This is a genomic window from Streptomyces sp. NPDC000134 (genome assembly GCF_042899225.1).
Taxonomy (GTDB): domain Bacteria; phylum Actinomycetota; class Actinomycetes; order Streptomycetales; family Streptomycetaceae; genus Streptomyces.
This window is the reverse complement of the sequence record NZ_JBIAZN010000001.1, coordinates 84,253-106,711: the sequence shown is the minus strand read 5'-3', so window position 1 is coordinate 106,711 and position 22,459 is coordinate 84,253. Positions and strand designations below refer to the sequence as shown.

Sequence of the window (22,459 nt, the reverse complement as noted above, 5' to 3'; positions counted from 1 at the left end):
GAGCCGCTCCTGTGACCAGTCCCGTGCCGTTCTCGCTGCCTTGAGTCCACTCATCGCGTACTGCCGCTTCGCGTAGGGGGGTTGAGCCGTAACAGCAGGATGCCTCACGTCGGTGCAGGTCGACAGGGGTTAACCGGTCTGCTGTTAACCCTTGTTGGCTACCGGCCCGTTGCCGGACGCGGTTCCCTGGAGGTGTCGCAGTCAGGCGAGTTGAGGCGTCGGACACGCGACAGCGCTTGACATCTGGTGCGCACCAGTTGCAACCTACTGGTGCGCACCAGTGAGAAGTGCGAAATCTCCGCAGCTTTGCTGCGGCACTCCATCAACGTCAGGAGCGGCGACCCACCGCCAAGCAAGTACGCCGCTCCCGCCCTCGGAAGGGACATCCATCATGCGCCAGATTCCTGTCGACACCTCCTCCGCCGTCGTCATGGTCGCCAAGACGCCACAGGTCAAGATCCGTGACCGCCGTACCGGTGAGATCGCCACCGATGCTGAGACCGGTGCCAAGCTGATGACCGTCGACGTGATGTTCGCGGCCAACGACGATGTCGAGATCCTGTCCATCACCGTCCCGGAGACCGGCATCTCCGACGACCTGGCCATGGGCACCCCGGTTGCGCTGACGGGCCTGATCGCCCGGCCGTGGGAGAACGAGTTCAACGGGCAGAAGCGGCACGGGATCGCCTTCCGCGCGGTCGCCGTGACCTCGCTGGCCGCTGCGGGCGCCAAGGCGGCCTGATCATGGCCTGGTTAATGGTCACTGGGGCGCTGGTCGCCGCCGCTGCGGGTCTCCTGCGGTGGCGGCGCCCCGCCTGGTACTGGCTGTCGTTCGGGGTCACCTTCGCCATGCTGCGGGTGCTGGTCCGGTACTCATCCGTGATGGACGCGTGTGGGCTGACCGTTCCGCCGGCCCGTTGGCGCCTGGCCCTGGCTCGGATGACCGGGCGGGAGGTTCCGGAGTCCCGGCCGCCGCGCATCCTGCGGTTGCGGCCGACCCGGACCGGCCTGGTGCTGCGGCTCAAGCTCAAGCCGGGGCAGGACGCCTTCGACGTGGCCGCCGTCACGGATCGGCTCCGGCACTCCTTCGGTCTGTACGGCGTCACCTCCCGCGAGATCCGGTCCGGTGTGGTGGAGCTGCGGATGACCGGGTACGACGTGCTCAAGCGGGTGCAGATGCCTGCGCGGCTCGACACCCGGCCGATGCGCGTTCCGGTCGCCCTGCGCGAGGACGGTTCCGTGCACTACCGCGACTACCGGGCCGTACCGCATGGGCTGACGCTCGGTGCCACGGAGTCCGGCAAGTCGGTCTACCAACGCCACCTCGTCGCCGGGCTCGCCCCGCACCACGTCGCCCTGGTCGGCATCGACTGCAAGCAAGGGGTGGAGCTGTTCCCGCTGGCCCGCCGGTTCTCCGCGCTGGCCGACAACCCCGACACCGCCCTGGAACTGCTGGAAGCCCTGGTCGGGCACATGCAGGACGTCTACCAGCTCATCCGGGCCGAACAGCGCATCAGCGTCGCTGTGCCGGACGCGGAGATCGCCGCCGACATCTGGGACCTGCCCGAGGAGCTGCGCCCGGTGCCGGTCGTGGTGCTCGTCGACGAGGTCGCCGAACTCGCCCTGTACGCCACGAAGGACGAGGAGAAGCGCCGGGACCGGATCATCACCGCCCTGGTCCGCCTCGCCCAGCTCGGCCGCGCCGCCGGCATCTACCTGGAGATTTGCGGGCAGCGCTTCGGCTCCGAACTGGGCAAGGGCATCACCATGCTCCGCGCCCAGCTCACCGGCCGCACCGCCCACCGCGTCAACGACGAGACCAGTGCCAACATGGCCTTCGGCGACATCGCTCCCGATGCCGTACTGGCCGCGATCCAGATACCGGCCGAGACCCGTGGCCTGGCCATCGCCGGGGACTCCACCGGCGGCTGGCACCGCATCCGCGCCCCGCACACCTCACTGCGTGAGGCCGTGAACATCTGCAACAAGCACGCGCACCGCACCCCCGACGTGCCTGCTCTGGCGGCCTTCCGTCCCGCCGTCGCCGCGGTGCCCCCGGCCCGGGTCCGGCTGTCCAAGACAGCCCCGGCCACCGCCTGACACCCACCCCGTCCGGTCGGCGTGACCGCCTTCACGCCAGGTCCCTACCCCTCCCATGCCTGACGACAGGAAGGAACCCGTGATGGCCCGCCCCGCACTCCGCGCCGACGCCGTCCTGGTCCAGGCCGTCATCGCCGGGGCGCTGTCCTTCGCTCACCTCCACGACCTCGCCGCCGCTGCGGGACAGGACGGCTGGAAAGCCTGGGCCTACCCGATCAGCGTCGACCTGCTCCTGGTCGCCGCCTGGCGCCGACTGCGCACCGACGGACCGACCCGGCTGGCCTGGTGTTGGTTCGTCATCGCCCTGGTCGCCTCGCTAGGCGCCAACGTCGCCACCGCCGGCCTCCTCGACCTGCGCGCCGTCCCGGCCTGGCTGCGCATCCTCGTCGCCGCCTGGCCCGCGCTGGCCTTCATGGGCGGCACGCTCCTTGCTCACAGTCCCGGCCAGGCTGAGCCGGAAGCGCCTGCGCGCTCCCACCCTGAAGCCCCGACTGTCGAGGTCGACCAGGAAGAGCGGGCCGCACCCGTGGCGCCCGATGTCGAGGAAACCCCGGCACTTCCCGCCCACGCCTCTCGGCCGGCCCCGGCACCGCCCACGACGGACATCCCGCCCGTCCCGGCCGCGCTCGTCGACCACGCCCGCAAGGTCGCCGACGACCACGAGCAGCGGACCGGCACGCCGATCGACCCCGACACCCTCCGCGCCCGCCTCGGCGTCCCGCCCCAGCTCGCCGCCGCCATCGCCGCCCAGCTCGATTGACCCCGGAAGGAGCCCGACCGTCATGCCTGCCCGCGACCACTTCCACTCCGTGATGCGGATCGGACCGGTGCAGATCGGCACCCACCGCGACCACAACGGACGCACGAAACACGCCGCCGTGTGCACCAACGACCGCTGCGGCTGGTCCGCCGACTACTCCAGCCGGTCCGCCGCTCAGCTCGCCGCCCGTACCCACCGCTGCCGCGTCAACTGACCGGAGGTTCTGTCATGGACGTTCCGCTCTGGCTCGCCTTGCTCTGCGTCGGAGTCCTCGGCGTCAAGCTCATCCGCCCGCCCTGGTGGCTCATCGCCGTACTCCTCCTCGGCGGCTACCTCCTCGCCGACAGCCTCCTGGCCCCCGTCATCGACACCGCCGTCAAGTAAGCCGTACGAGAGGAGAACCCTTCATGCTCCGGCCCAAGCTCCCGACCATGCCCCAGCCGATCACCCCGGCCACACCGCCCGCCACCGTCGTCGAGCCGACCACCATCACGCCCGGCGCCCCGGTCCCGTCGCCAGCTTCCGCCGCGCCGGCACCCTCCCGCCCGGTCCTGCAGCTCACCCCCGGCACCACGCTCGCCCTCGTCAGCGGCGGCACGGCCGTGGTCCTGGTCGTCGGCGCCGTCCTGGTCTCCATGCTCTTGGCGGTCGCCATCACCGGCGCCTCGGTCGCCGTATGCGCGGTCGTCCTGCGCTCGCTGCTCAACGCCGACGGCAAGCGTCGCTGACCGGCCCCCGGGCGGCTCCGATACCGCCAAGCATCCGCCGCCCGGGCGCCGACTCCCTCCGACCCCATGGAACCGAAAGGTAGCTCCCAGAATGCCGCAGCCCATGTGCCCGGCGCCCCGAATCTGCCCGAACTGTGACGGCTTCGCCTCCGCCGCCATCACCACCGGCGGACGCACCTCGCGCGGCCACCTGCGCACCATCACCACCCACTGCCCGGCCTGCCGAGGCACCGGTACCCGCGCCGCCTCCCCCCGCCGCAACCGGGAGGGCGCCCGTGTCTGACGTGCTCGACCCGACAACCCTCGGCGACCTGCTGAGGGTGGCTTCGGCCCCCGACTACCACCGGTGGGAGGACCAGATCCGCCGCACCGGCGGCTGCGCCGACCCCGTACACCTCACGGGCTGGACCATCCACAAGGACAAGACCACCGGCGCCACCCTGCACCACTACACCACCGCCGCTGAGCCCGGCGGACGGCTCCGCGTCGCCTGCGGCAACCGCCGTGCCTCCCGCTGCCCGGCCTGCGCCTGGACCTACGCGGGCGACACCTACCACCTCATCCGCGCCGGCCTCGCCGGAGACGACCGCCGCGACATCCCCACCACCGTCCGGGACCACCCCCGCGTCTTCGCCACGTTCACCGCCCCCTCCTTCGGCCCGGTCCACAACCGCCCCGACCGAGGCGCCTGCCGCTGCGGCACCCGCCACGCCCCGGACGCACCGGAGCTGGGGACCGCCCTCGACCCGGAGACGTACGACTACGCGGGCGCGGTGCTGTTCAACAACCACGCAGGACAGCTCTGGCAGCGCTTCACCAACCGGCTCCGCCGCGAGATCGCCGCCCGCGCCGGCCTCACCCAACGGGAACTGCGCGAGTGCGCCCGCCTCTCCTACGGCAAGGTCGCCGAGTTCCAGAAACGCGGCGCCGTCCACTTCCACGCCGTCATCCGCATCGACGGCCCGGACGGCCCGGACTCCGCCCCGCCGTCCTGGGCGAGCGTGCGGCTCCTCGGCGACGCCATTCGAGCCGCCGCCGCGCACTCCTACACCTCGGTCTCCGTCCCGACTGCCGGAGACCAACCCGCGCGCACCTTCCGCTGGGGCACACAGCTCGACGTACGGCCGGTGAAGGCGTTCGGCGACGGCTCGGACCTGGCCGAACAGGCCGTGGCCTCGTACGTCGCCAAGTACGCGACCAAAGCCGCCGAGAACACAGGCACCCTCGACCGCCGCATCGGCGAACTGGCCGAACTCGACCGTCACGGCGTCCCGGACCACGCCCGCCGACTGATCACCGCGTGCCGCGACCTGGACCCGCTGTACCCGGACCGTCGGCTCTGGGCCTGGGCCCACATGCTCGGCTTCCGCGGCCACTTCTCCAGCAAGAGCCGCCGCTACTCGACGACCCTCGGAGCCTTGCGCCAGGCACGCGCCGATTTCCGCGCCGAGCAGGAGCGCGCGGCTCTCGGCATCGACGACCAGACGCCGGACACCGTGCTCGTCCTGGCCGACTGGCAGTACGCCGGCCACGGCCACACCCCCGGCGAATCCGCCCTCGCCGCCACCATCCACCGTGACCTCCAACGCAACCGTGAAACCGCCCGCGAAGCCCTACGCGGCCAGTTGACCGACGAAAGGGAGTGGTGACATGTCCGCCGAACTGCCGCACCGCTTCCTCACCCCTGATGACCTGGTCGAGATGTTCGAGCTGCCCAGCGTGGAGACGGTCTATCAGTGGCGCCGCAAGCGCACCGGTCCTCGTGGCTTCCGCGTAGGCCGACACCTCCGTTTCGACCCCAACGACGTGCGCGCCTGGGTGGACTCTCAGCTCGGGGAGGCTGCCTGATGGCCGGCCACGTCCAAGACCGCTGGTACCGCACCGAGGCCGGCCCGGACGGCAAGACGCGCAGGATCAAGACCGACCGCCACGGCACCGGGATGCGTTACCGCGCCCGCTACATCGGCCCGGACGGGACCGAGAAGTCGAAGAGCTTCCCGGACAAGCAGAAGCGGTTAGCCGACGCCTGGCTGACCAACGTCGAGGCCGATATGGCACGCGGCCAGTACATCGACCCGAAAGCCGCCCGTGTCACGTTCCGCGAGTACGCCGAACGCTGGCTCTCCGCCCTGACGACCGACCTCACCAGCCGGGCCGCCGTGGAAGGCAGGCTCCGCCTTCACGCCCTGCCGTACCTCGGCTCTCGCCCTATCGGCTCCTTCCAAGCCGAGCACATCCGCGACTGGAATCGCCAGCTCGAAGACGCCGTGGCGTCGGCGCAGTACCGGCGCCTCATCTTCGACGCCGTTTCCTCAGTGCTGAGCGCGGCCGTGGATGACCGGCTCCTGGCCTCGAATCCCTGCCGGGTCCGATCAGTCAAGGCGCCCCGTCCGGCGCCCTCACGCGTTCGGCCCTGGACGGCTGAGCAGGTGTTCGGCGTACGGGCGGGCCTTCCTGACCGCTACCAGGCCACGGTCGATGTGGGTGCCGGGTGTGGTCTGCGGCAGGGTGAGATCTTCGGACTTGCCGACGACGATATCGGCGACCTCGGCTGGCTGTATGTGCGTCAGCAGGTCAAGAAAGTCCGCGGAGTACTCGTCTTCGCTCCGCCCAAGCGCGGCAAGCTCCGCGACGTTCCTCTTGATCCCGAGGTGTCGACCGCTCTCCGCGAGCACATGGAGCGCTTCCCACCCGTCGAGGTGACCTTGCCCTGGTTGACGCCGACCGGTCCGAAGGTCACGCACCGGCTCGTCTTCACGAGCGGTATCGGCTCAGCCATCTGGAGCCAGGCGTTCAACGACCAAGCGTGGAAGCCCGCTCTCGCTTCCGCCGGCATCATCCCGATCCCTGAGAAGGGCAAGCGCTACGCCGCCGCCCGCGAGCACGGTATGCACGCGCTCCGGCACTTCTACGCCTCGGTCCTCCTAGACGCCGGGGAAAGCATCAAGGCCCTGAGTCTCTACCTCGGCCACAGCGATCCGGGGTTCACCCTCCGGGTCTACACGCACCTCATGCCGTCCAGCGAGACGCGGACCCGGAAAGCCATCTCCGCGATGTACCGGGCCGCCGGTCACGCCCACCACGGCCCAGAGACGCCGCACGGCCCACAGACGGCCCACGCCGCCTGACACGGCCCCTCATCGGCGAGGAAACCGCTGGTGAGGGGCCTTTTCATGCCCTCGCGCGGTAAGTAACACCCCATCTTGCCGCACCGCCACCCCTGGGAGGAAATACGTTCCCGGCGGGGGCGCTGACCTGGGGTTTCCTACTCGTCCCCTGCGGGTCGCCGCTTGACTCGCCCCCGCGGTGCGCCGGAAGGGGCCAGTCGGGACGGGGTCAGTTTCCCGCCGTGGTGTTCCTGCGGCGCAGGACGTACAGGGTGGTGCCGCCGACCGTCAGGAGGGTCAGGGCCGTGGCGGTGAGGAACGGGGTGAGGTCGGAGGTGCCGGTTTCGGCGAGGTTGGCTTCCGCGGCGGCGCCGCCGGCCGTGACGGGGGTGGGCTCGACCACCGTCTGGGTGGTGACGTCGGCGAGGGTGTCGGACTCGGTGCGGCAGTCGAGGATGCCGGTGAAGCGGTGTTCGAAGCCGTCGGGGCCGCGCACCGTGAGGTCGTAGGGCTGGTCCTCCTGGACGGGGACGGAGATCGTCCGGGTCCGGTCGGGCGCGATGCGGTGGCGGGTGTCCAGGAGGTCGAAGGCGAACGTCTCGTCGCCCTTGTTGGCCGCGGTGATGTCCAGGCTGCCCTCGGCGCAGTTCTTCGCTGCGGACAGCGCGGGTATCGGTCCTTGTTCCGCCCAGGTCGCGCCGGCCGTCGCGGAGACCGTCGACTCGCTGGAGCCGGCCAGGATCTGCGTCTGGCTGCGGCTCTCGGAGGCGAAGGCCCGGCCGACCGGCACCGTCGTGGACGCCTGCACGGTCAGCGCCGCCGTCCCGGCCGCGGCGTCCTCGGGTACGTCGAAGTAGATCCGGCCGCCGTCGGGGACCTCCGTGACCTCCTCGCCCTCGCGGTCGACGATCCGCACCCCGCTGGTGACGGCGTCCGCCGGCGGGCTCACCGTCGCCCGGCCGGCGTTGGTGCGCACCGTGACCGGGCCGATCCGCTCCCCCGGGTGTCCGGAGAGGGAGGGCGGATCGAGGGTGAGCGACGCGGCGGGCTCGGCCAGCGGACGGGCGTTCTTCTCCAGGTAGTCCGCGAGCCGCTCGGCCTGCGGGTCCACGGCCGTCACGTCGGCGTGGTCCGAGTAGCGCCAGATGGCCACCTGCGTCCCGGCCGCCGCGTCCTGCCGGGTGAGGCCGCCCTTCACGCCCGCCTTCTTCGCGAGCGCCGCGAGGTCGTCGACCTGCGGGTAGGAGTTCCGCAGTATCCAGCGGACCCGGCCCGCGTCCTTGTTGGTGCCCAGCGAGGTGCCGCTCCAGGGGGTCTCCTGGTACTTGGCGTCCTTCTGGGTGGGGTTGAGGATGTCGACGCAGTACGTCTGCAGCATGCCGCCGCCCTCGACCGACATCTCGAACAGGCCGGCCGGGACCTCCCGGTCCCCGTCCTCGCCGTGGATCACCGCGTCGCCGTACGTCTTCAGGCCGCCCATGGTGGCCGTCGCCCCGCCCTGTCTCTGCGCCGTGCCCTCGGCGGCGGCCCGGCCCGCGCCGGACATCACCACGGTGGCGGCGAGCACCGACACCAGCGTCGCGGCGGCGAGTCGCGCCGTTCCTCGGCCGGGCACGGTCAGGTCTGAGAGGACAGCGAGCACCAAATTCCCTTTCGAGCGGGACCTGTTGATGTGGGGGGCACGGTCCCACCAGCAGAATCAGCGGCCCCACGGGGCCTGTTCGGCATCCTAAGGACGTGGTGCGCCGCGCCCTTTCCCCGGGAGCGGTCCGATCACCGATCCGAATCGGAATCGTTATCGCCGGACCGGCCGCGAGCAGGTCTTGTCGACAAATCTCCGGGGATCTCTCGGGATCAACGACGTGGACCCGTCGATAAGCCGTGCCGCACCGGTACGTCTTCGGCGTCGCCTCAAGTGACGGCGACCGGCTCCGGCCGCCCTTCCGCCTCGGCCTCCGCCTCCGCCTCCGCCTCGGCCTCCGGGTCCGCGGGGTTCGTCCCGTCCGCCGGTGTCTCCCAGTCGGGTTCCGGGCGCGGGGGCCGGGCCGCCGTGTCCGGCCGGCCGGTCCGGCGGAAGGCCGATGTGCCCCGGGCGAGGTCGTGGCCGATGGCGACCGCGTCGATGTCCGCCGAGGTCCAGCTCTGTCCGTCGCGCACGTCGGTGCGGACCTTGAGCCGGCCCTGCACGATGACGGGTTCGCCCACCTCCAGCGAGGAGGCCGCGTTGGTGGCGAGCTGGCGGTTGGCCCACACCGTGAAGAAGTTGGTGTGGCCGTCGGCCCAGGTGTTCTTCTCCCGGTCCCAGTAGCGCGAGGTGACCGCCAGCCGGAACCGCGCCGACGGGCCGTTCGCCAGCTCCCGGTACACCGGCCGGGTCGCCACGTTCCCCACCGCACACATCATGGTCTCGTTCATCGTCGTCAGCCCCTCCCGTGCCGCCGGGTCCGTCCCGTACGGCTGTGGCGGCCGCGTCCTGGCGGTCGCCGTCAGGCCAGACTGCCCGCGCCGGACCGGACCCGCCGGGCGCTGTGGACCACCGCCGCCCTGTGGACAACTCGGCCACCCGGACGGGTGATCCCCCACCGGCGAGGACCCGCCGACGCCCCGTCGCCCCGCCGACGCCCCGTCGCCCCGCCGACGCCCCCGTCACCCCACCGTGCCCCCGCCCCCGTCTCACCCCACCGGCGCCCCCGCCCCCGTCACCCGCCCGTACTGCTCCCGCACCTCCCGGTACCGCAGCAACTCCGCCGCGACCGGGTCGAGTACGCGGGCCCGGCCGCACCCGGCCGCCGCCTCCCGCAGCCGGCGTTCCGCCTCGTGGCCGTAGCGCCGGGCCGGGCCGCGGGCGGCCAGCTTGCAGCTCCACTCGATGAGCGGCCCCCCGACGATCCCGCAGAGCATCAGCAGCACCGGCACCCCGAGGTTCGGCGGGAGCAGGCCGACGATCTGGCCGAGCAGCCACAGGCCCCCGACCACCTGGAGCAGGGTCATGCCGGCCTGGGCCAGCACCGCCATCGGCCACCACCCGGGCCGCGGCGGACGCCCCGGCGGCAGTCCCGCACGCGCGGCCAGCTCATCCAGCGCCTCCGGCAGTCCCTGGGAGCCGCGTACGGCCGCCTCGCGCACCGCCTGCGCCCAGGGCGCGGGCAGCCCCGTGGACGCCCGGTCGGCGACCGTGCGCACCGCCTGTTCGACGCGCTGGCGTGCGGTGGCCTCCTCGTCGGCCTGGGTGCGCCGCGGAAGCCGCCCGGTGGGGGACTCGCCCCGCTGGTGGTACCAGCGCCACAGCCGCAGCCAGGGCGTGCCGCACGCGCGGTTGGCGTTGCGCAGCCAGGCGCGTTCGGCCGCGTCGCCCGCCGCCGTGGCGCCCACCGCGTCCGCCAGGCGGTCGGTGAACTCCTCCCGGGCCTCCTCGCTGAGCCCGGGGCGCCGCCCGGTGACGTAGACGGGGCGCAGCCGCCAGGCGGCGGCGTCCACGTCGGCGGCGACGCGCCGCGCGGGCGCCTGCCGCTCCGCCACGAACTGGCCGAGCGCCTCGCGCAGGTCGCCTACCCCGTCCCCGGTGAGCGCGGACAGGGACATGACGGTGGCGCCGGGTTCGCCGTACTCGCCGAGCGCGATGCCGTCCTCGTCGAGGAGGCGCCGCAGGTCGTCGAGGACCTGTTCGGCGGCCTCGCCGGGCAGCCGGTCGATCTGGTTGAGGACGACGAAGGTGACCTCGGCGTGGCCCGCCATGGGCCGCAGATAGCGTTCGTGGAGCATGGCGTCGGCGTACTTCTCGGGGTCGACGACCCAGATGACGGCGTCCACGAGGGCCAGCACGCGGTCCACCTGTTCGCGGTGCTGTACGGCGGCGGAGTCGTGGTCGGGCAGGTCGACGAGGACGAGTCCGCGCAGCCGGGGGTCGGCGTCCGGGGGCTGAACGGGGCGCCGGCGCAGCCGTCCCGGGATGCCGAGCCGGTCCAGCAGGGTGGCGGCGCCGTCGCTCCAACTGCACGCGATGGGGGCCGCGGTGGTCGGGCGGCGGACGCCGGTCTCGGAGATGTTGACGCCGGCCAGGGCGTTGAACAACTGGGACTTGCCGCTGCCGGTGGCGCCCGCGAGGGCGACGACGGTGTGCTGTCCGGAGAGCCGGCGCCGGGCGGCGGCCTCGTCCAGGACCCGGCCCGCCTCCGCGAGGGTCCGGCTGTCGAGCCGGGTGCGGGAGAGCCCGACCAGTTCGCGCAGCGCGTCCAGGCGGGACCTGAGGGGGCCGTCGTACGCCAGGGGAGTCACCGGCACGGGGCCGAGGGCGGCGGGCCGGGTCTCGACGGCGGGGAACGGCTCGCCGCCGGTCTCGTTCACCCGGCGGGCGATCAGTCCGTCGTCCCAGGCGTCCTCGTCGTCGGCCGGGGGTCCGCCGTCCGGAGGTCCGTCAGCCGGGGATTCGTCGGCCGAAGGTCCGTCGGCCGGGGCTCCGTCGGCCGACCGGGGGCGCCGGCCCGGCTCGCTCCCCGGGCGGTTCCCGGCGTTCGCAGAGTTCCCGGCGTTCGCAGAGTTCGCGGAGTTCGCCGAGTTCGCGGTGGGCTCGCGGCGCGCGAAGCCCTTGCGGCCCCTGCGGCTCCCGCGTCCGTCGGCGGGTCCGTCGCCGTTCCCCGTGGGGTCGGTGTGCTCGGTGGGGTCCTGGTCAGTGACGGCGGTCACCGGTCACCTCTCCTTCTGCAGTACGGACAGCGCGGCGATGAGTTCGGCCTGCGGTTCGGGGTGCACCTCCAGGGCGTCGAGGGGGGCGAGGCGGCGCTCGCGCTCCCGGTGCATGATCCGGTCGACGTGTTCGGCCAGGAGCCGTCCGCCCCGGTCGCGCAGCCGCAGCGCGCCGTGGGCGCCGATCCGCTCGGCGAGGGACTCCCCCGCGGTGCGTCCCCGGCGTCCGCCGAGCAGCGCGGTGGCGACCAGGGCGGCGACCACCCCGGGGTCGGGGGCCAGGCTCCGGTCGAGTGCGCCCGTCTCCTCCTCGGCGTACTCCTCCAGTTCGCGCCGCCACCGCCGTACGGCCATCCCGATGCGGTGCTCGGCGTCGTCCGGGGCCGGGTCGCGGGCGGTGAGGCCGGGGGCGGCGGCGGCCGGTTCGCGGCGCCATGCCTCGTCGACGCGTTCGTCGGCGGCGGTCACGGCGCACAGCAGGAGGGTGCCGAGGCTCTCCACCAGGGAGTCGAGGAGTTCCTCGGCGTCGCAGTCCAGCGGGAAGGCCCGCCAGCGCTTGAGGGCGTCCCCGGCGAGCACCGCGCCCGCCTGGAGGCGGCCCCGCACGCGCGTGTGCTCGCTGTCGTAGGCGCCGTCCACGGCGGCGGTGAGCCGCAGGGCGGCGGCGTACTGGGCGGCGGCGGCGCTCGCCAGTCCGGGCATCCGGGACTTCAGGGAGTCGAGGAGGCCGTAGGCGGTACGGGCCATCACGTGCTGCCGGGCGCCGGGGTCCTGGGCGCGGTGGACGAGCCAGGTCCGCAGGGGGGCCACGGCGGTGGCGGGCAGCAGTCCGCCGCCCCACGCGGACTCGGGCAGCTCGGGGACGGTGAACCGGGGGACGTCGCCGAGCCCGGCCTTGGTGAGCAGGGCGGCGTACTGCCGCGACACCTCGGTCACCACCTGGTGGGGCACCCGGTCCAGGACGGTGACCAGGGTGGCGTCGTACTCCTTGGCGGTGCGCAGCAGGTGCCAGGGGACGGCGTCGGCGTACCGGGCGGCGGTGGTGACCATCACCCAGATGTCGGCGGCGCAGATCAGCTCGGCGGCCAGGACGCGGTTGTCGGCGACCAGGGAGTCGATGTCGGGTGCGTCCAGGAGGGCGAGGCCGGGCGGCAGGGTGTCGGCGGTCTCGACGCGCAGGACGCGGGCCGCGTTCTCGCCGGGCAGCAGCAGGTCCTCGCCGGGTTCCTGGTGGGGCACCCACACGCGCGTGAGGTCGGGCAGGACGCGCATGCCGCTGAACCAGTGGTGGTCCTCCGGGTGGCAGACCAGGACCGGGGTCCGGGTGGTCGGCCGCAGGACGCCGGCCTCGCTGACGCGCCTGCCCACCAGGGAGTTGACCAGCGTGGACTTCCCCGCCCCGGTGGAGCCTCCCACGACGGCGAGCAGGGGCGCGTCGGGTTCTCTGAGCCGGGGCACCAGGTAGTCGTCGAGCTGGGCGAGCAGCTCGTCGCGGTTGGCACGCGCGCGTGGCGCCCCCGCGAGGGGCAGCGGGAAGCGTGCGGCCGCGACACGGTCGCGCAGGGCGGAGAGTGCGTCGAGAAGCTGAGGCCGTACGTCCAAGGTCACCACATGCGAAGAATGCCCAATTTTAGGGGAATTCTGAAGCATATGAGCATGTCTGCGCGCCGACCGGACACTTGGGACGCAAGGGATGACGGGGGCGAGAACACAGGCCAGGCATAACGAGTGCACAACACCCGATGCGGGAGCCGTCAAAAGCGATGCGGGATTCGCACCTACCTGCGATTATCAGGACCGCTTCACCGAACCTCCACATCGAGCCACGGAGGGGAGGCACCAGGGACGAGGAGCGGGGAGCCCTATCCTTGTCTCCGGCAACGTCACGGATCGGCCCACACCCGGGCACCGAAGACCGAGGCCACCACACCTGGCCCCCGTAGCTCAGTGGATAGAGCAGGCGCCTTCTAAGCGCTTGGCCGCAGGTTCGAGTCCTGCCGGGGGCGCCACCGACCCGTCGCGGAGGCCCGCGACGCTCGGCGGAAGCGTTCCCCGCGAGCGTCGCCTCGACGGCGACTTCCCGCCATTCCCCGCGAGCACCGCACGGACGGCAACTCCCCCGCGACCCCCTTCTCCGCGCCCTCCGCGCTCTCCGCGCCCCGCGCTCTCGCGATACCCGGCCAGAGGGCGGCACCCTGCGAGCCGAATGGGTCCAACACTCATCTCGAAAGAGTGAGACCGCCCTTTTTGACCCAATTCGCCCCGCTTTCGCGGCTAGCATCACCGCGCAAGCCTGTCCCATGCAGGGGACGGGTTCGACCGCTGAACCCGGAGAAAAAATGATCAAGAAGTTTCTGACGTGCGCGGCCGTCGCCGCGGCCGCCGTCGCGCTGGGCGCCGGAAGTGCCGCCGCGACCGACGACGAGGGTCACGACCGCCTCGTCGCCGCCGAGAAGACCAGCGGGACCTTCGAAGCCCTGAGGACGTCTTCCGGCACCGGCATCTACGAAGGTTCCCTGAGCCACGAGGCGTTCATCAGCGTCACCGACTGACCGCGGGGTCCGTTCGCTTCCGGATCGCGCTGAAGAAAAAGCCTGAGGCCCCTCGATCACATGATCAGGGGCCTCAGACCTTTTCCGCACATACACCCGCTAGTGGTGTGGCGAGCCGTAGCGCACTACGTCGGGGCCGCTCCAGGAGCGACGGCCCCGACGTCAGCAGTAGAGCCTGCCTCATCTACCGCGTTCAGTCGATGACAGCTCCGAGGATGGGGAGGGCCGGCGCAGCGGAGTCGTCGCTGACCTTCGACTTCTGACGGATCTCGTTGCACTGGAACGTGCGGGACTCGTCCAGGATCTCGATGGTCAGGATGTCGACGTCCTGGATCGTGGGGCAGATGTCACGGATGACCTCGATGTTCTGCGAGTAGTGGCCGTGCACCTCTTCGTCGGCCATGGCCGGCGAGACCGCCACGCCGGTAGCAGCCAGCGTCAGCATCGAACCGGCGAGAACCTTCTTGGCGTTCATTCGTGTTGCCTTCCTTGTGCGTGATAACCGCGGCACATAGTGGCGAGTGCCGACAGCCTACTAACCAACTTCATACCCGTCGGGTTCCGCGCCGCGACCCCGATTCATCCACTTGCAGCAATGGGCGGCCGGGTCGTTTCCGTGAATCGACATGGAAAAAGGCCCCGAACCGCGCGGCTGGTCGCACAGTTCGGGGCGCTTTACCTCTGCGAGGTTATTCCGCGGAAACCAGGTGAGCGGTTTCCCGAAATCAGTCGTTGACGACCTGTCCGAGGAGCGGCAGGGCCGGGGCGGACGAGCTGTCGATCACCTTCGACTTCTGGCGGATCTCGTTGCACTGGAACGCACGGGCCTCGTCCAGAAGCTCGATGGTCAGGATGTCGACGTCCTGGATCGTGGGGCAGATGTCGCGGATGATCTCGATGCTCTGCGAGTTGTGGCCGTGCACCTCTTCGTCGGCCATGGCCGGCGAGACCGCCACGCCGGTAGCAGCCAGCGTCAGCATCGAACCGGCGAGAACCTTCTTGGCGTTCATTCGTGTTGCCTTCCTTGTGCGTGAATCCGCGACACCTAGTGGTGAGTGCCGACAGCCCATTAACCGAGCGCGCGCTCCCGGAGTTTCGTCGTCGGCCCCCGGTTCATCCGCTTGCAGCAATGGCCGGGTCCGGGGCGGGGTGCGGCTGTTCCATCGGACAAGCGTGACGATCGCGGGACCGGCCGGGCGCAGCACGAGGCCCCGGTGCGGTGCGAATGAATCGCACAGCATCGGGGCCCAGGGAAAAGCGGTGCTGAGACCTAGTTCCTGACGACTCCGAGGATCGGCAGGGCCGGGGCCGACGAGCTGTCGGTCACCTTCGACCCCTCGCGGACGTGGTTGCACTGGAACGCACGGGCCTCGTCCAGAAGCTCGATGGTCAGGACGTCGATGTCCTGAATGGTGGGGCAGATGTCGCGGATGATCTCGATGTTCTGCGAGTAGTTGCCGTGCACCTCTTCGTCAGCCATGGCCGGCGTGGCAGCGAGCCCGGTGGCGGTCAAGGTCAGCATGGACCCCGCGACGATCCTCTTCATATCCATGGTGTTTACCTTCCTGACGTATGGCGACGCCGTCCGATGAAGACGGCAGCACTATCGCTAACCGTTTCTCCGCTTCGACGTTTCTCCCGGTGTTCGGCAATCACCCGAACACCGGATTCGTGTGACTGACGGTGGGAACGCGGCTCAGACGAGACGCAGGGCCTCGCCCGCCTGCGGAAGGAGTTGCCGGGCGCCGGCTCCGCCGGCCTGCGCGACCAGGCTCGCCGGCTGCCCCAGCGTTCCCACGACCACCTCGCTCAGCCGGTCGGGGGAGACACCCGGAACGCTGTTCAGGGTGGACGCGTCGGCGACGTCCACGGCGTGGGCGGTTCCTGTCGCCGCCCACCCCAGTGCCGTCGCCGCCAGAATGCCCGCGGTAAGGGATCGTCGCATGTCGAGTCCTTCGAGTGGAGTGGTGGACGGGTGGACCGCTGGTGTCAGCGGCGCAGGCGGGTGACGGGGACCATGCAGTGGGAGCTGGCCGACCGGAGGTGGTCGTCGGTGAGGAAGGAGCGCAACTGCTCCGGAGTCACGTCCTCGCCCGGAGCGACGTGCGGCCACGGGCGGGTCAGGCAGATCAGACGGACGGTGCCGTTGCGGTGCGCGGCGTCCTGCCAGGCCGCCGGGACCGGGCACTGCACCTGGAGGAACGGCATGGTGAGCACGGCCTGTTCGGCCTCCACCAGCAAGGTGATGGCGGTCCTGGCCTCCTGTGTCAGTTCGACCAGCTCACCGGTCACCGGCAGGCCGATCCTCTCCAGGTGGGCGCGCATCGTCTGTTCCCCGGCCCCGGGTCCGTCGACGCCGTCACCGAGCGAGTACACCGTGAGGAACGGCAGCCGGGGGGTCTCGGTGGTGGGGACGCTGGACCACGGGACGATGGTGAGGGTTCCCAGACGGGAGCCCCGCGGCTTTTCGGGTGCGGTGGTCGAAGAGGTCATGGGGCCGGATGCTAGTGGCGCCTCGGGGGGTTTTCCGGAGCCTTTCCACCCGTTTGGGCCAGGCCGGTGCCCGCATTCACCTTTCCGTGTCAGTCCCCCGCAGCACGCCCGCGCCCGGGTCATCCGTAGCGGTAGATGCCGCTGTGGTCCTCCAGTTCGTCCGGGGTCACGTCCCACGGCGGGAGCTTCTCGTGCCGGGCGACGATCCGTCCGTGCTGGGAGCTGTCCCGGCCGGGCGGCTGGGCGGGCAGGTAGCGGGCGCCGGGGTGGCGGCGCTGCCAGCGGGACCACTGCAGGTCGATGAAGGCGTGCACCAGCCAGAAGACCGGGTCGTTGACCGCGGCGCCGCCGGTCATGGCGCCGCCGACCCAGCGGTGCACCCGGTTGTGGTTGCGCCACGAGGCGCTGCCCCGGCCGGGGCCCCATCCCTCCAGCTTGTTGCGGAAACCCTTGGCCGCCGTCGAGTCCCAGGGGTGGGCGTCGTAGACCGGGTCGGCCAGCGCGCTCTCCAGGTCCTGCCGGGTGGGCAGGGCGATCGGGGCGCGGGGGCGGCCGAGGTCCCGGGTGAGGTACTCGGTGTCGGTCACGTTCTCGTTGAGGGTCCACTTGCCCCCGGCGTGGGCGAACGGACCCGTGGTCACCCGGAGATCGGAGCGCCGCCCGGTGCCGCCGAGCAGGTCCGCGGTCCAGGGCGCGGCGGTGGCGGAGCGGTCCTTGGTCCAGTCCCAGTACGGCACCGACACCGACGGGTCCACCCGGCGCAGCGCCCGTTCCAGCTCCAGCAGGAACCGGCGGTGCCAGGGCAGGAAGGACGGTGCCATGTGGGCCGTACGCAGGCCGTCCTCGCCGTCCGGGACGTAGTACGCGACGTGGATGCGTACGAACTCGTCGTACTCGCCGCGGCGTTTCAGCTCCAGCAGCGCCTTGACGAACCGGCTCCGCTCGGTGCGGGTGAGGGTGCTGACGTCCTTACGCCGGTACGCCATGGTGTCCTCCCTGGTGTCCGTGGCCGCCGTGGACCGTGGTGGTGCGCAGGCGCTGTCCGGGACCCAGTTCGTCGACGGCCGCGCGGGCCGCGGCGAGCGGGGTGGGGTACGACCCGTAGTGGTCGACCGTGCTCAGCCAGGTGCCGTCGGCGCGGCGCATGAGGGGCAGCGGACGTCCGTCGACGGTGACGTGCCAGCCTCCGGCCGGGGCCGCGGCGCCCTGGACGCGGCGCCCGCGGTAGTGCTCGTCGAAGGCGCCGCGGTCGTGCTCGTCGGAGGCGCCGCCCCCGGGCGGGGCGGCGGCGGCCAGGGAGGTGAGCGGCAGGGCGAGGGCGGGGGCGAGCAGCCCGCGCACCACGCTCCGCCGGGTGGCGGCCGGGGGTCCGCCGCGCTCGCGGCCGGCCGGTTGGCGTCCTGTGTTCCGCGGAGTTCCGCCCGCGCTGACGACCATGTCTGACTCCTCGTCCGGCCCGGTGCTGCCGGGTGCCGGGGTAGTACGGGGATACGGCGGGGGGACGGCCGGCCGGTCGCCGGCGTCCGTGGGCATCAGCCCGTCAGCGGCAGGCCGCCGAGCAGCCCGCCCACCGGGTCCGGCCGGACGCCGATGCCCTTCAGGGTGTCCAGCACGGTCTTCCTGCTCGCCGGGTTGTCGGGGCCGAGCACCTCCGGCCGGTGGCGGAGCGGGACGACCTGGACGGGGCTCTCGGCCACTGTGTCCAGGGGGCCGTCGAGGCCGGCGGACCGCAGTCCGGTGCCGGCGGGTTCCTGGGCGAACGCGGGTGCGGCCGTGCCCGCCAGGACGACGGACCCGAGGACGACTGCGGCGGCCTTGAGGGGCTTCATCGCGTTCCTTTCTCGGCGATCTGGTGTCGCCAGGAGGGGAGCTGCCGCCGTGCCTAACGACCCCGGCGCGGAGCGGAAACCCCGCACTCGGGGGATTCCCGGCCACGAAGCGGGCCGCCGCACCCGCCCTTGCTGGGCGGGTGCGGCGGCCGGAGGAGGCGGGGCGGTGTGTCAGGCGCGGTCGTCCACCGCCGAGCCGGACAGGACGGCGGTGAGGGCGTCGGTCATGCTCCGCGTCAGGTCGGAGACGGCCGTGTCGACCTGCCGCATCCCGCCGGACAGGCCCGCGTCGACCAGGGTGTCGATGTCCGAGCGCAGCCGGTCCCGTACGGCGGTGTCGGCGGCCGGGTCGTCCGGCGCGAGGGAGGGCCGGGCGGGCAGGGTGGTGACGGGCGCGGCGGCGTCCGGCCCGTTCGGCCGGCCGCCGGGGGCGAAGCCGCCCCAGCCCTCGTCGGCGTCGCAGTTCTCGTCGGCGTCATCGTCGTCGGCGTCGTCGTCCTGGTCGACGTCGCCCTCGTCCGCGTCGCCCTCGTCCGCGTCGTCCGGGTAGGTGGTGAGGGAAGTCGTCCTGGACGCCTCGGCCTTGGCGAGGGCCTCCTCGACGGCCGCGTTCAGCAGGTCCGCCTCCTGGGACGTGAGCCGCCCCTCGTCCCCCCTCGTCATGGTGCCGAGCAGCTCGGTGACCGGCCGGAGGTAATCGCCCACGGCGCCGAGGACTTGCGCCCGGTCGTCCGGTTCGCCGGCCCCGGGGCCGGGTGCGTGCGCCGCCGCTCCCGCGCGCTCCCGGGGGGCGTCGCCGTCGGCCGCCATCGCCACCGGCCCGGTGAGCCCGAGCAGGAAGGTCGCGCAGAGTACGGAGGTGGCGGTTCGCCGTGCGGGCAGGCGCATGAGGAGGGTCCTTTCGGGGGCGCGTAGATCTTGTGCCCACGGTGGAAGCGGTCCCCGCGCTCCGCAACCCAACCGCCACCCACCACCACCGAGGTTCCCCCGCCCCCACGGCATCTCCGCTGGTAAGACGGCCTGTCGACGCTCACCCGCCGGGCCGTCGGCCGCGCCCTCCATTCGGCGCAGCGCCGTCCGCCCGGCCGGGGACGCGGGGCGGCGTCAGCGGCACTTGTTGCCGAACGCCGGGTTCAGCAGCCCCACGAGGTTGACGGTGTTGCCGCAGACGTTGACCGGGACGGCGACCGGGGTCTGCAGGACGTTGCCCGACGACTCGCCGTGGGAGCCGGTGGTCACGGCCCGCGCGCCGGCGCCGCCACCGCCGTGGGCGACGGCGGCACCGGCGGTGCCCGTCAGCGTGGTGGCGGCGACGGAGGTCAGGACAAGGACCCGCGTGATACGCGACATGAAGGGGTGCTCCTCGAAGTCGGCACGGACATCCGGACGAAATGCCCGGTGCAGTGTGAACGCGAGCCGCGCACCCGGGTTGTGCGCCGGTGGAGTGAAGCCCCGGGCTACGCGCTTTGGCCCATCCGACACACTTATCCGTTCTCTCCTCGTTAGTTGCTTTTGGGGTTAGAGTTCCGGCCATTCGACGCCCCCTCGTGCCACCGCAGTGAGGCGCGTTCCCGCCCGTCCCGAGCACCGCCCGTGAGCGAGGAAACCGCGCATGGACCTGTCAGCAACCGATCCCCGGCCGCGCGTCCTGCACATCACCCAGCCGGTGGACGGCGGAGTCGCCCGGGTGGTGGCGGACCTGACGCGGGCTCAGCTCGCCGCCGGCCTGCGGGTCACGGTCGCCTGTCCCGACGGCGCCCTCGCCGCCGCGCTGCGCTCGCTGGGCGCCGACGTCCGGCGGTGGGAGGCCACGCGCCCGCCGGGGCCGTCGCTGGGCGCGGAGGTACGGCGGCTCGGGCAGGTCGTGGCGGACGTACGGCCCGATCTGGTGCACGCGCACAGCGCGAAGGCCGGGCTGGCCGGGCGGCTCGCCGTCCGGGGGCGCGTCCCCACCGTGTTCCAGCCGCACGCCTGGTCCTTCGAGGCGGTCGGCGGCACCGCCGCGGTGCTCGCGCGGGCCTGGGAACGGCGGGGGGCGCGGTGGGCGGCCCGGGTGCTGTGCGTCAGCGAGGCGGAGCGCCGTACCGGCGTCCGGGCCGGGGTGCGCGCCCGGTGGGCGGTGATCCCCAACGGCGTCGACCCGGACCGCTTCCGTCCCGCCGCGCCCTCCGGCCACACGGCGGGCCCGCCCGCGCCCCTGGTGGTCTGCGTCGGGCGGCTGTGCCCGCAGAAGGGCCAGGACGTGCTGCTGGCGGCCTGGGGGCGGGTCCTGGGCCGGGTGCCGGGGGCGCGGCTGGTGCTGGTCGGCGACGGGCCGGACCGGGAGCGGCTGCGGGCCCTCGCGCCGCGCTCCGTACGGTTCGCCGGGCCGGTCACGGACCCCGGGCCCTGGTACCGGGCCGCCGACCTGGTCGTCCTGCCCTCGCGCTGGGAGGGCATGGCGCTGGCCCCGCTGGAGGCGATGGCCTGCGGCCGGCCGGTGGTGGTGACCGACGTGGCCGGTGCCCGGGAGGCCCTGCCGGCGGCGGCCCTGCCGCACTGCGTCGTACCGGCGCGGCAACCGGCGGCGCTCGCCGAAGCGGTCGCCGGGCTGCTGGCCGACCCGGCGCTGCGCGCGTCGCTCGGCCGCCTCGGCCGGACGCACGTCCGACAAGAGCGGGACGTACGGCGGACGGCGGGGGCCGTCACGGCGCTGTACCGCGAACTGCTCGGCGGCGCGCCGCCCGCCCGGCAGCGGTCCGCCGCGCCCACCGAGTCCTACAGGGAGTGCCTCCACTCGTGACCGCGGAAAGCACCGTGCCCGGCCCCGCCGGGCAGCCACACGACCTAGGACGGCACCCGGTCTCGGTCCTGCCGCCGCGCCCCGCGCCCGCCCCGGCGCTCCCCGCCGGACGTCCGGCCGCCCGGCCCGCCGGCCCGTTGCCGCTGCTGGCCGCGGACGGCACCGCCGCCCTGGCGGCCGGGCTGGCGCTGCCCGGCGTGCCCGGACGGCCGCTGTTCGCGGCCCTGCTGGTGGCCGTCTCGCTGCTGCTGGCCCCGCGCCGGGTACGGCGGCTGCCGGCCGTCCTGGACGAACTGCCCGCCGTCGGCGGCCGGATCGCCGTGGCCTGGCTGGCGCTGGCGGCCCTGGCGGCGGCCTGCGACCCCCGGTACGCGCTGTCCGCGCCCGCCTTGCTCGCGGGGTTCGCGGTCCAGACGGCGGTGGCCTGCGCGGGGCGTGGCGCCGTGCACCGGCGGCGTCGCGCGGCGCTGCTGAGCCGCCCGCACGCCGCCCTCGTCGTCGGACCGGCCGCGACCGCGCGGCGGGTGGCCGCCGCCGTGCTGCGCCACCCGGGGTGCGGGCTGCGGCCGGTGGGGATCGTGGCCGCCGACGCGGACGGCACCGGGCCGCTGCCCGTGCTGGCCACGGACGCGGAGGTGCAGCGGGCCGTCGTACGGCACGGCGTCCGGGACGTCCTGGCCGTGCACCCCGTCGCGCGGGTGCGGCACGCGGCGCTGCTGCGGGCGCTGGCCGCGGCGGGCTGCACGGTCTGGGACCTCGACGCCGACTCCCCCGCGGCCCCCGGACCCGAGGTGATCGCCGGGTTCACCGGCCGGCGACTGGGCCCGGGGCAGGTGCGGCCCGGCGCGGCCAAGCGGGCGCTGGACGTGGTGGTGTCGGGGGCGCTGCTGCTGCTGGCCGGCCCGCTGCTGCTGGCCTGCGCGGTGGTACTGCGGGTCAGCGACGGACCGGGGGTGGTCTTCCGGCAGGAGCGGGTCGGGCAGGGCGGCAGGCCGTTCACGCTGCTGAAGTTCCGCACCCACCGCCCGGCCGACGCGCACGAGTCGGCGACCCGGTGGAGCGTGGCGGACGAGCACCGGATGACCTGGTTCTGCCGGTTCCTGCGCCGCACCTCGCTGGACGAGCTGCTCCAGTTGTGGAACGTCTTCCGGGGCGACATGAGCCTGGTCGGGCCGCGTCCGGAACGTCCGTACTTCGTCGCCAAGTTCAGCCAGGCCCACCCCGGTTACGCCGCCCGCCACCGGATGCCGGCCGGGATCACCGGGCTGGCGCAGGTCCACGGGCTGCGCGGGGACACCTCCATCGAGGACCGGGCCCGCTTCGACAACGCCTACATCGACACCTGGTCGCTCTGGCAGGACGTGTGCATCCTGCTGCGGACGGCCGTCACGCTCGTCCGCCCCACGGGGAGCTGACCGTGGCCGG

At 72.9% G+C, this 22,459-nt stretch carries 27 protein-coding genes and 1 tRNA gene; 14 read left to right on the top strand and 14 right to left on the bottom strand.

Going from position 1 to position 22,459, the window contains the following annotated elements; genetic code table 11:
• Window positions 1–391 precede the first annotated feature (391 nt).
• The 10 genes from ACFY32_RS00480 to ACFY32_RS00435 all read left to right on the top strand — a co-directional run bounded on the left by ACFY32_RS00480 (window position 392) and on the right by ACFY32_RS00435 (window position 6,716).
• Entirely contained in the window at window positions 392–742 is a 351-nt protein-coding gene (locus tag ACFY32_RS00480; protein ID WP_390673047.1) for a hypothetical protein, read from the top strand.
• A gap of 2 nt (window positions 743–744) precedes the next feature.
• Complete coding sequence (locus tag ACFY32_RS00475) at window positions 745–2,100, top strand: FtsK/SpoIIIE domain-containing protein (protein WP_390673046.1); 1,356 nt, start codon at window positions 745–747, stop codon at window positions 2,098–2,100.
• Between the two features lie 82 nt (window positions 2,101–2,182).
• The gene (locus ACFY32_RS00470; protein WP_390673045.1) at window positions 2,183–2,860 is read left to right on the top strand and encodes a DUF2637 domain-containing protein; all 678 of its coding nucleotides are present in this window, start codon (window positions 2,183–2,185) and stop codon (window positions 2,858–2,860) included.
• A gap of 22 nt (window positions 2,861–2,882) precedes the next feature.
• The gene (locus ACFY32_RS00465) at window positions 2,883–3,074 is read left to right on the top strand and encodes a mobile element transfer protein (protein ID WP_390673044.1); all 192 of its coding nucleotides are present in this window, start codon (window positions 2,883–2,885) and stop codon (window positions 3,072–3,074) included.
• 14 nt (window positions 3,075–3,088) lie between these two features.
• Entirely contained in the window at window positions 3,089–3,244 is a 156-nt protein-coding gene (locus tag ACFY32_RS00460; RefSeq protein ID WP_137303588.1) for a hypothetical protein, read from the top strand.
• 23 nt (window positions 3,245–3,267) lie between these two features.
• Complete coding sequence (locus ACFY32_RS00455; protein ID WP_390673043.1) at window positions 3,268–3,588, top strand: SpdD-like protein; 321 nt, start codon at window positions 3,268–3,270, stop codon at window positions 3,586–3,588.
• Window positions 3,589–3,679: 91 nt separating this feature from the next.
• Window positions 3,680–3,871 carry a hypothetical protein gene (locus ACFY32_RS00450; protein ID WP_390673042.1) on the top strand — a complete coding sequence of 64 codons (192 nt, stop codon included), beginning with the start codon at window positions 3,680–3,682 and terminating at the stop codon, window positions 3,869–3,871.
• Window positions 3,864–5,237, top strand: a complete 1,374-nt coding sequence (gene repSA / locus ACFY32_RS00445) for a replication initiator protein RepSA (RefSeq protein ID WP_390673041.1) — start codon at window positions 3,864–3,866, stop codon at window positions 5,235–5,237. Before ACFY32_RS00450 ends, repSA begins: the two co-directional genes overlap by 8 nt.
• A gap of 1 nt (window position 5,238) precedes the next feature.
• Window positions 5,239–5,436 (top strand): helix-turn-helix transcriptional regulator, encoded by a 198-nt coding sequence (locus ACFY32_RS00440; protein ID WP_390673040.1) that lies wholly within the window; start codon window positions 5,239–5,241, stop codon window positions 5,434–5,436.
• Window positions 5,436–6,716 (top strand): tyrosine-type recombinase/integrase, encoded by a 1,281-nt coding sequence (locus ACFY32_RS00435; RefSeq protein WP_390673039.1) that lies wholly within the window; start codon window positions 5,436–5,438, stop codon window positions 6,714–6,716. The genes ACFY32_RS00440 and ACFY32_RS00435 overlap by 1 nt, the downstream gene beginning before the upstream one ends.
• Before the next feature lie 208 nt (window positions 6,717–6,924).
• On the opposite strand, the gene ACFY32_RS00430 is transcribed toward ACFY32_RS00435, so the two are convergent.
• From ACFY32_RS00430 to ACFY32_RS00415, 4 genes are all read right to left on the bottom strand, one after another.
• Complete coding sequence (locus ACFY32_RS00430) at window positions 6,925–8,337, bottom strand: Cys-Gln thioester bond-forming surface protein (RefSeq protein WP_390673038.1); 1,413 nt, start codon at window positions 8,335–8,337, stop codon at window positions 6,925–6,927.
• A gap of 269 nt (window positions 8,338–8,606) precedes the next feature.
• A complete protein-coding gene (locus ACFY32_RS00425) occupies window positions 8,607–9,110 on the bottom strand; it encodes a single-stranded DNA-binding protein (RefSeq protein ID WP_390673037.1) in 504 nt (167 codons plus the stop codon).
• 258 nt (window positions 9,111–9,368) lie between these two features.
• On the bottom strand, window positions 9,369–11,378 hold the full coding sequence (locus tag ACFY32_RS00420) for a GTPase (protein WP_390673036.1): 2,010 nt from the start codon (window positions 11,376–11,378) through the stop codon (window positions 9,369–9,371).
• 3 nt (window positions 11,379–11,381) lie between these two features.
• A complete protein-coding gene (locus tag ACFY32_RS00415) occupies window positions 11,382–12,989 on the bottom strand; it encodes a dynamin family protein (protein WP_390673035.1) in 1,608 nt (535 codons plus the stop codon).
• Between the two features lie 322 nt (window positions 12,990–13,311).
• Between ACFY32_RS00415 and ACFY32_RS00410 the strand changes: the two genes are divergently transcribed.
• Window positions 13,312–13,387, top strand: a tRNA-Arg gene (locus ACFY32_RS00410).
• Window positions 13,388–13,717: 330 nt separating this feature from the next.
• Window positions 13,718–13,930: a hypothetical protein gene (locus ACFY32_RS00405; RefSeq protein ID WP_359192100.1), complete on the top strand. Its 213-nt coding sequence runs from the start codon at window positions 13,718–13,720 to the stop codon at window positions 13,928–13,930.
• Window positions 13,931–14,123: 193 nt separating this feature from the next.
• On the opposite strand, the gene ACFY32_RS00400 is transcribed toward ACFY32_RS00405, so the two are convergent.
• The 10 genes from ACFY32_RS00400 to ACFY32_RS00355 form a co-directional block, all read right to left on the bottom strand.
• Window positions 14,124–14,405 carry a hypothetical protein gene (locus tag ACFY32_RS00400; protein ID WP_359192103.1) on the bottom strand — a complete coding sequence of 94 codons (282 nt, stop codon included), beginning with the start codon at window positions 14,403–14,405 and terminating at the stop codon, window positions 14,124–14,126.
• A gap of 250 nt (window positions 14,406–14,655) precedes the next feature.
• Window positions 14,656–14,940, bottom strand: a complete 285-nt coding sequence (locus tag ACFY32_RS00395) for a hypothetical protein (RefSeq protein WP_359192106.1) — start codon at window positions 14,938–14,940, stop codon at window positions 14,656–14,658.
• A gap of 260 nt (window positions 14,941–15,200) precedes the next feature.
• Window positions 15,201–15,482, bottom strand: coding sequence for a hypothetical protein (locus ACFY32_RS00390; protein ID WP_359192108.1), 282 nt, complete (start codon window positions 15,480–15,482; stop codon window positions 15,201–15,203).
• Between the two features lie 144 nt (window positions 15,483–15,626).
• The gene (locus tag ACFY32_RS00385; protein WP_359192111.1) at window positions 15,627–15,875 is read right to left on the bottom strand and encodes a hypothetical protein; all 249 of its coding nucleotides are present in this window, start codon (window positions 15,873–15,875) and stop codon (window positions 15,627–15,629) included.
• A 44-nt stretch (window positions 15,876–15,919) separates the two neighbouring features.
• Complete coding sequence (locus ACFY32_RS00380; RefSeq protein WP_359192114.1) at window positions 15,920–16,423, bottom strand: DUF5949 family protein; 504 nt, start codon at window positions 16,421–16,423, stop codon at window positions 15,920–15,922.
• 119 nt (window positions 16,424–16,542) lie between these two features.
• The gene (locus tag ACFY32_RS00375; protein WP_390673034.1) at window positions 16,543–17,409 is read right to left on the bottom strand and encodes a tyrosinase family protein; all 867 of its coding nucleotides are present in this window, start codon (window positions 17,407–17,409) and stop codon (window positions 16,543–16,545) included.
• Window positions 17,393–17,860: a tyrosinase family oxidase copper chaperone gene (locus tag ACFY32_RS00370; protein WP_390673033.1), complete on the bottom strand. Its 468-nt coding sequence runs from the start codon at window positions 17,858–17,860 to the stop codon at window positions 17,393–17,395. The genes ACFY32_RS00375 and ACFY32_RS00370 overlap by 17 nt, the downstream gene beginning before the upstream one ends.
• 95 nt (window positions 17,861–17,955) lie before the next feature.
• A complete protein-coding gene (locus ACFY32_RS00365; RefSeq protein ID WP_359192124.1) occupies window positions 17,956–18,252 on the bottom strand; it encodes a hypothetical protein in 297 nt (98 codons plus the stop codon).
• Between the two features lie 171 nt (window positions 18,253–18,423).
• Entirely contained in the window at window positions 18,424–19,140 is a 717-nt protein-coding gene (locus ACFY32_RS00360; RefSeq protein ID WP_390673032.1) for a hypothetical protein, read from the bottom strand.
• Between the two features lie 216 nt (window positions 19,141–19,356).
• Window positions 19,357–19,602, bottom strand: a complete 246-nt coding sequence (locus ACFY32_RS00355) for a chaplin (RefSeq protein ID WP_359192130.1) — start codon at window positions 19,600–19,602, stop codon at window positions 19,357–19,359.
• Window positions 19,603–19,864: 262 nt separating this feature from the next.
• Between ACFY32_RS00355 and ACFY32_RS00350 the strand changes: the two genes are divergently transcribed.
• Both ACFY32_RS00350 and ACFY32_RS00345 read left to right on the top strand, forming a co-directional pair.
• Window positions 19,865–21,034 carry a glycosyltransferase family 4 protein gene (locus tag ACFY32_RS00350; protein WP_390673031.1) on the top strand — a complete coding sequence of 390 codons (1,170 nt, stop codon included), beginning with the start codon at window positions 19,865–19,867 and terminating at the stop codon, window positions 21,032–21,034.
• Complete coding sequence (locus ACFY32_RS00345; RefSeq protein WP_359192135.1) at window positions 21,031–22,449, top strand: exopolysaccharide biosynthesis polyprenyl glycosylphosphotransferase; 1,419 nt, start codon at window positions 21,031–21,033, stop codon at window positions 22,447–22,449. The genes ACFY32_RS00350 and ACFY32_RS00345 overlap by 4 nt, the downstream gene beginning before the upstream one ends.
• Window positions 22,450–22,459 lie beyond the last annotated feature (10 nt).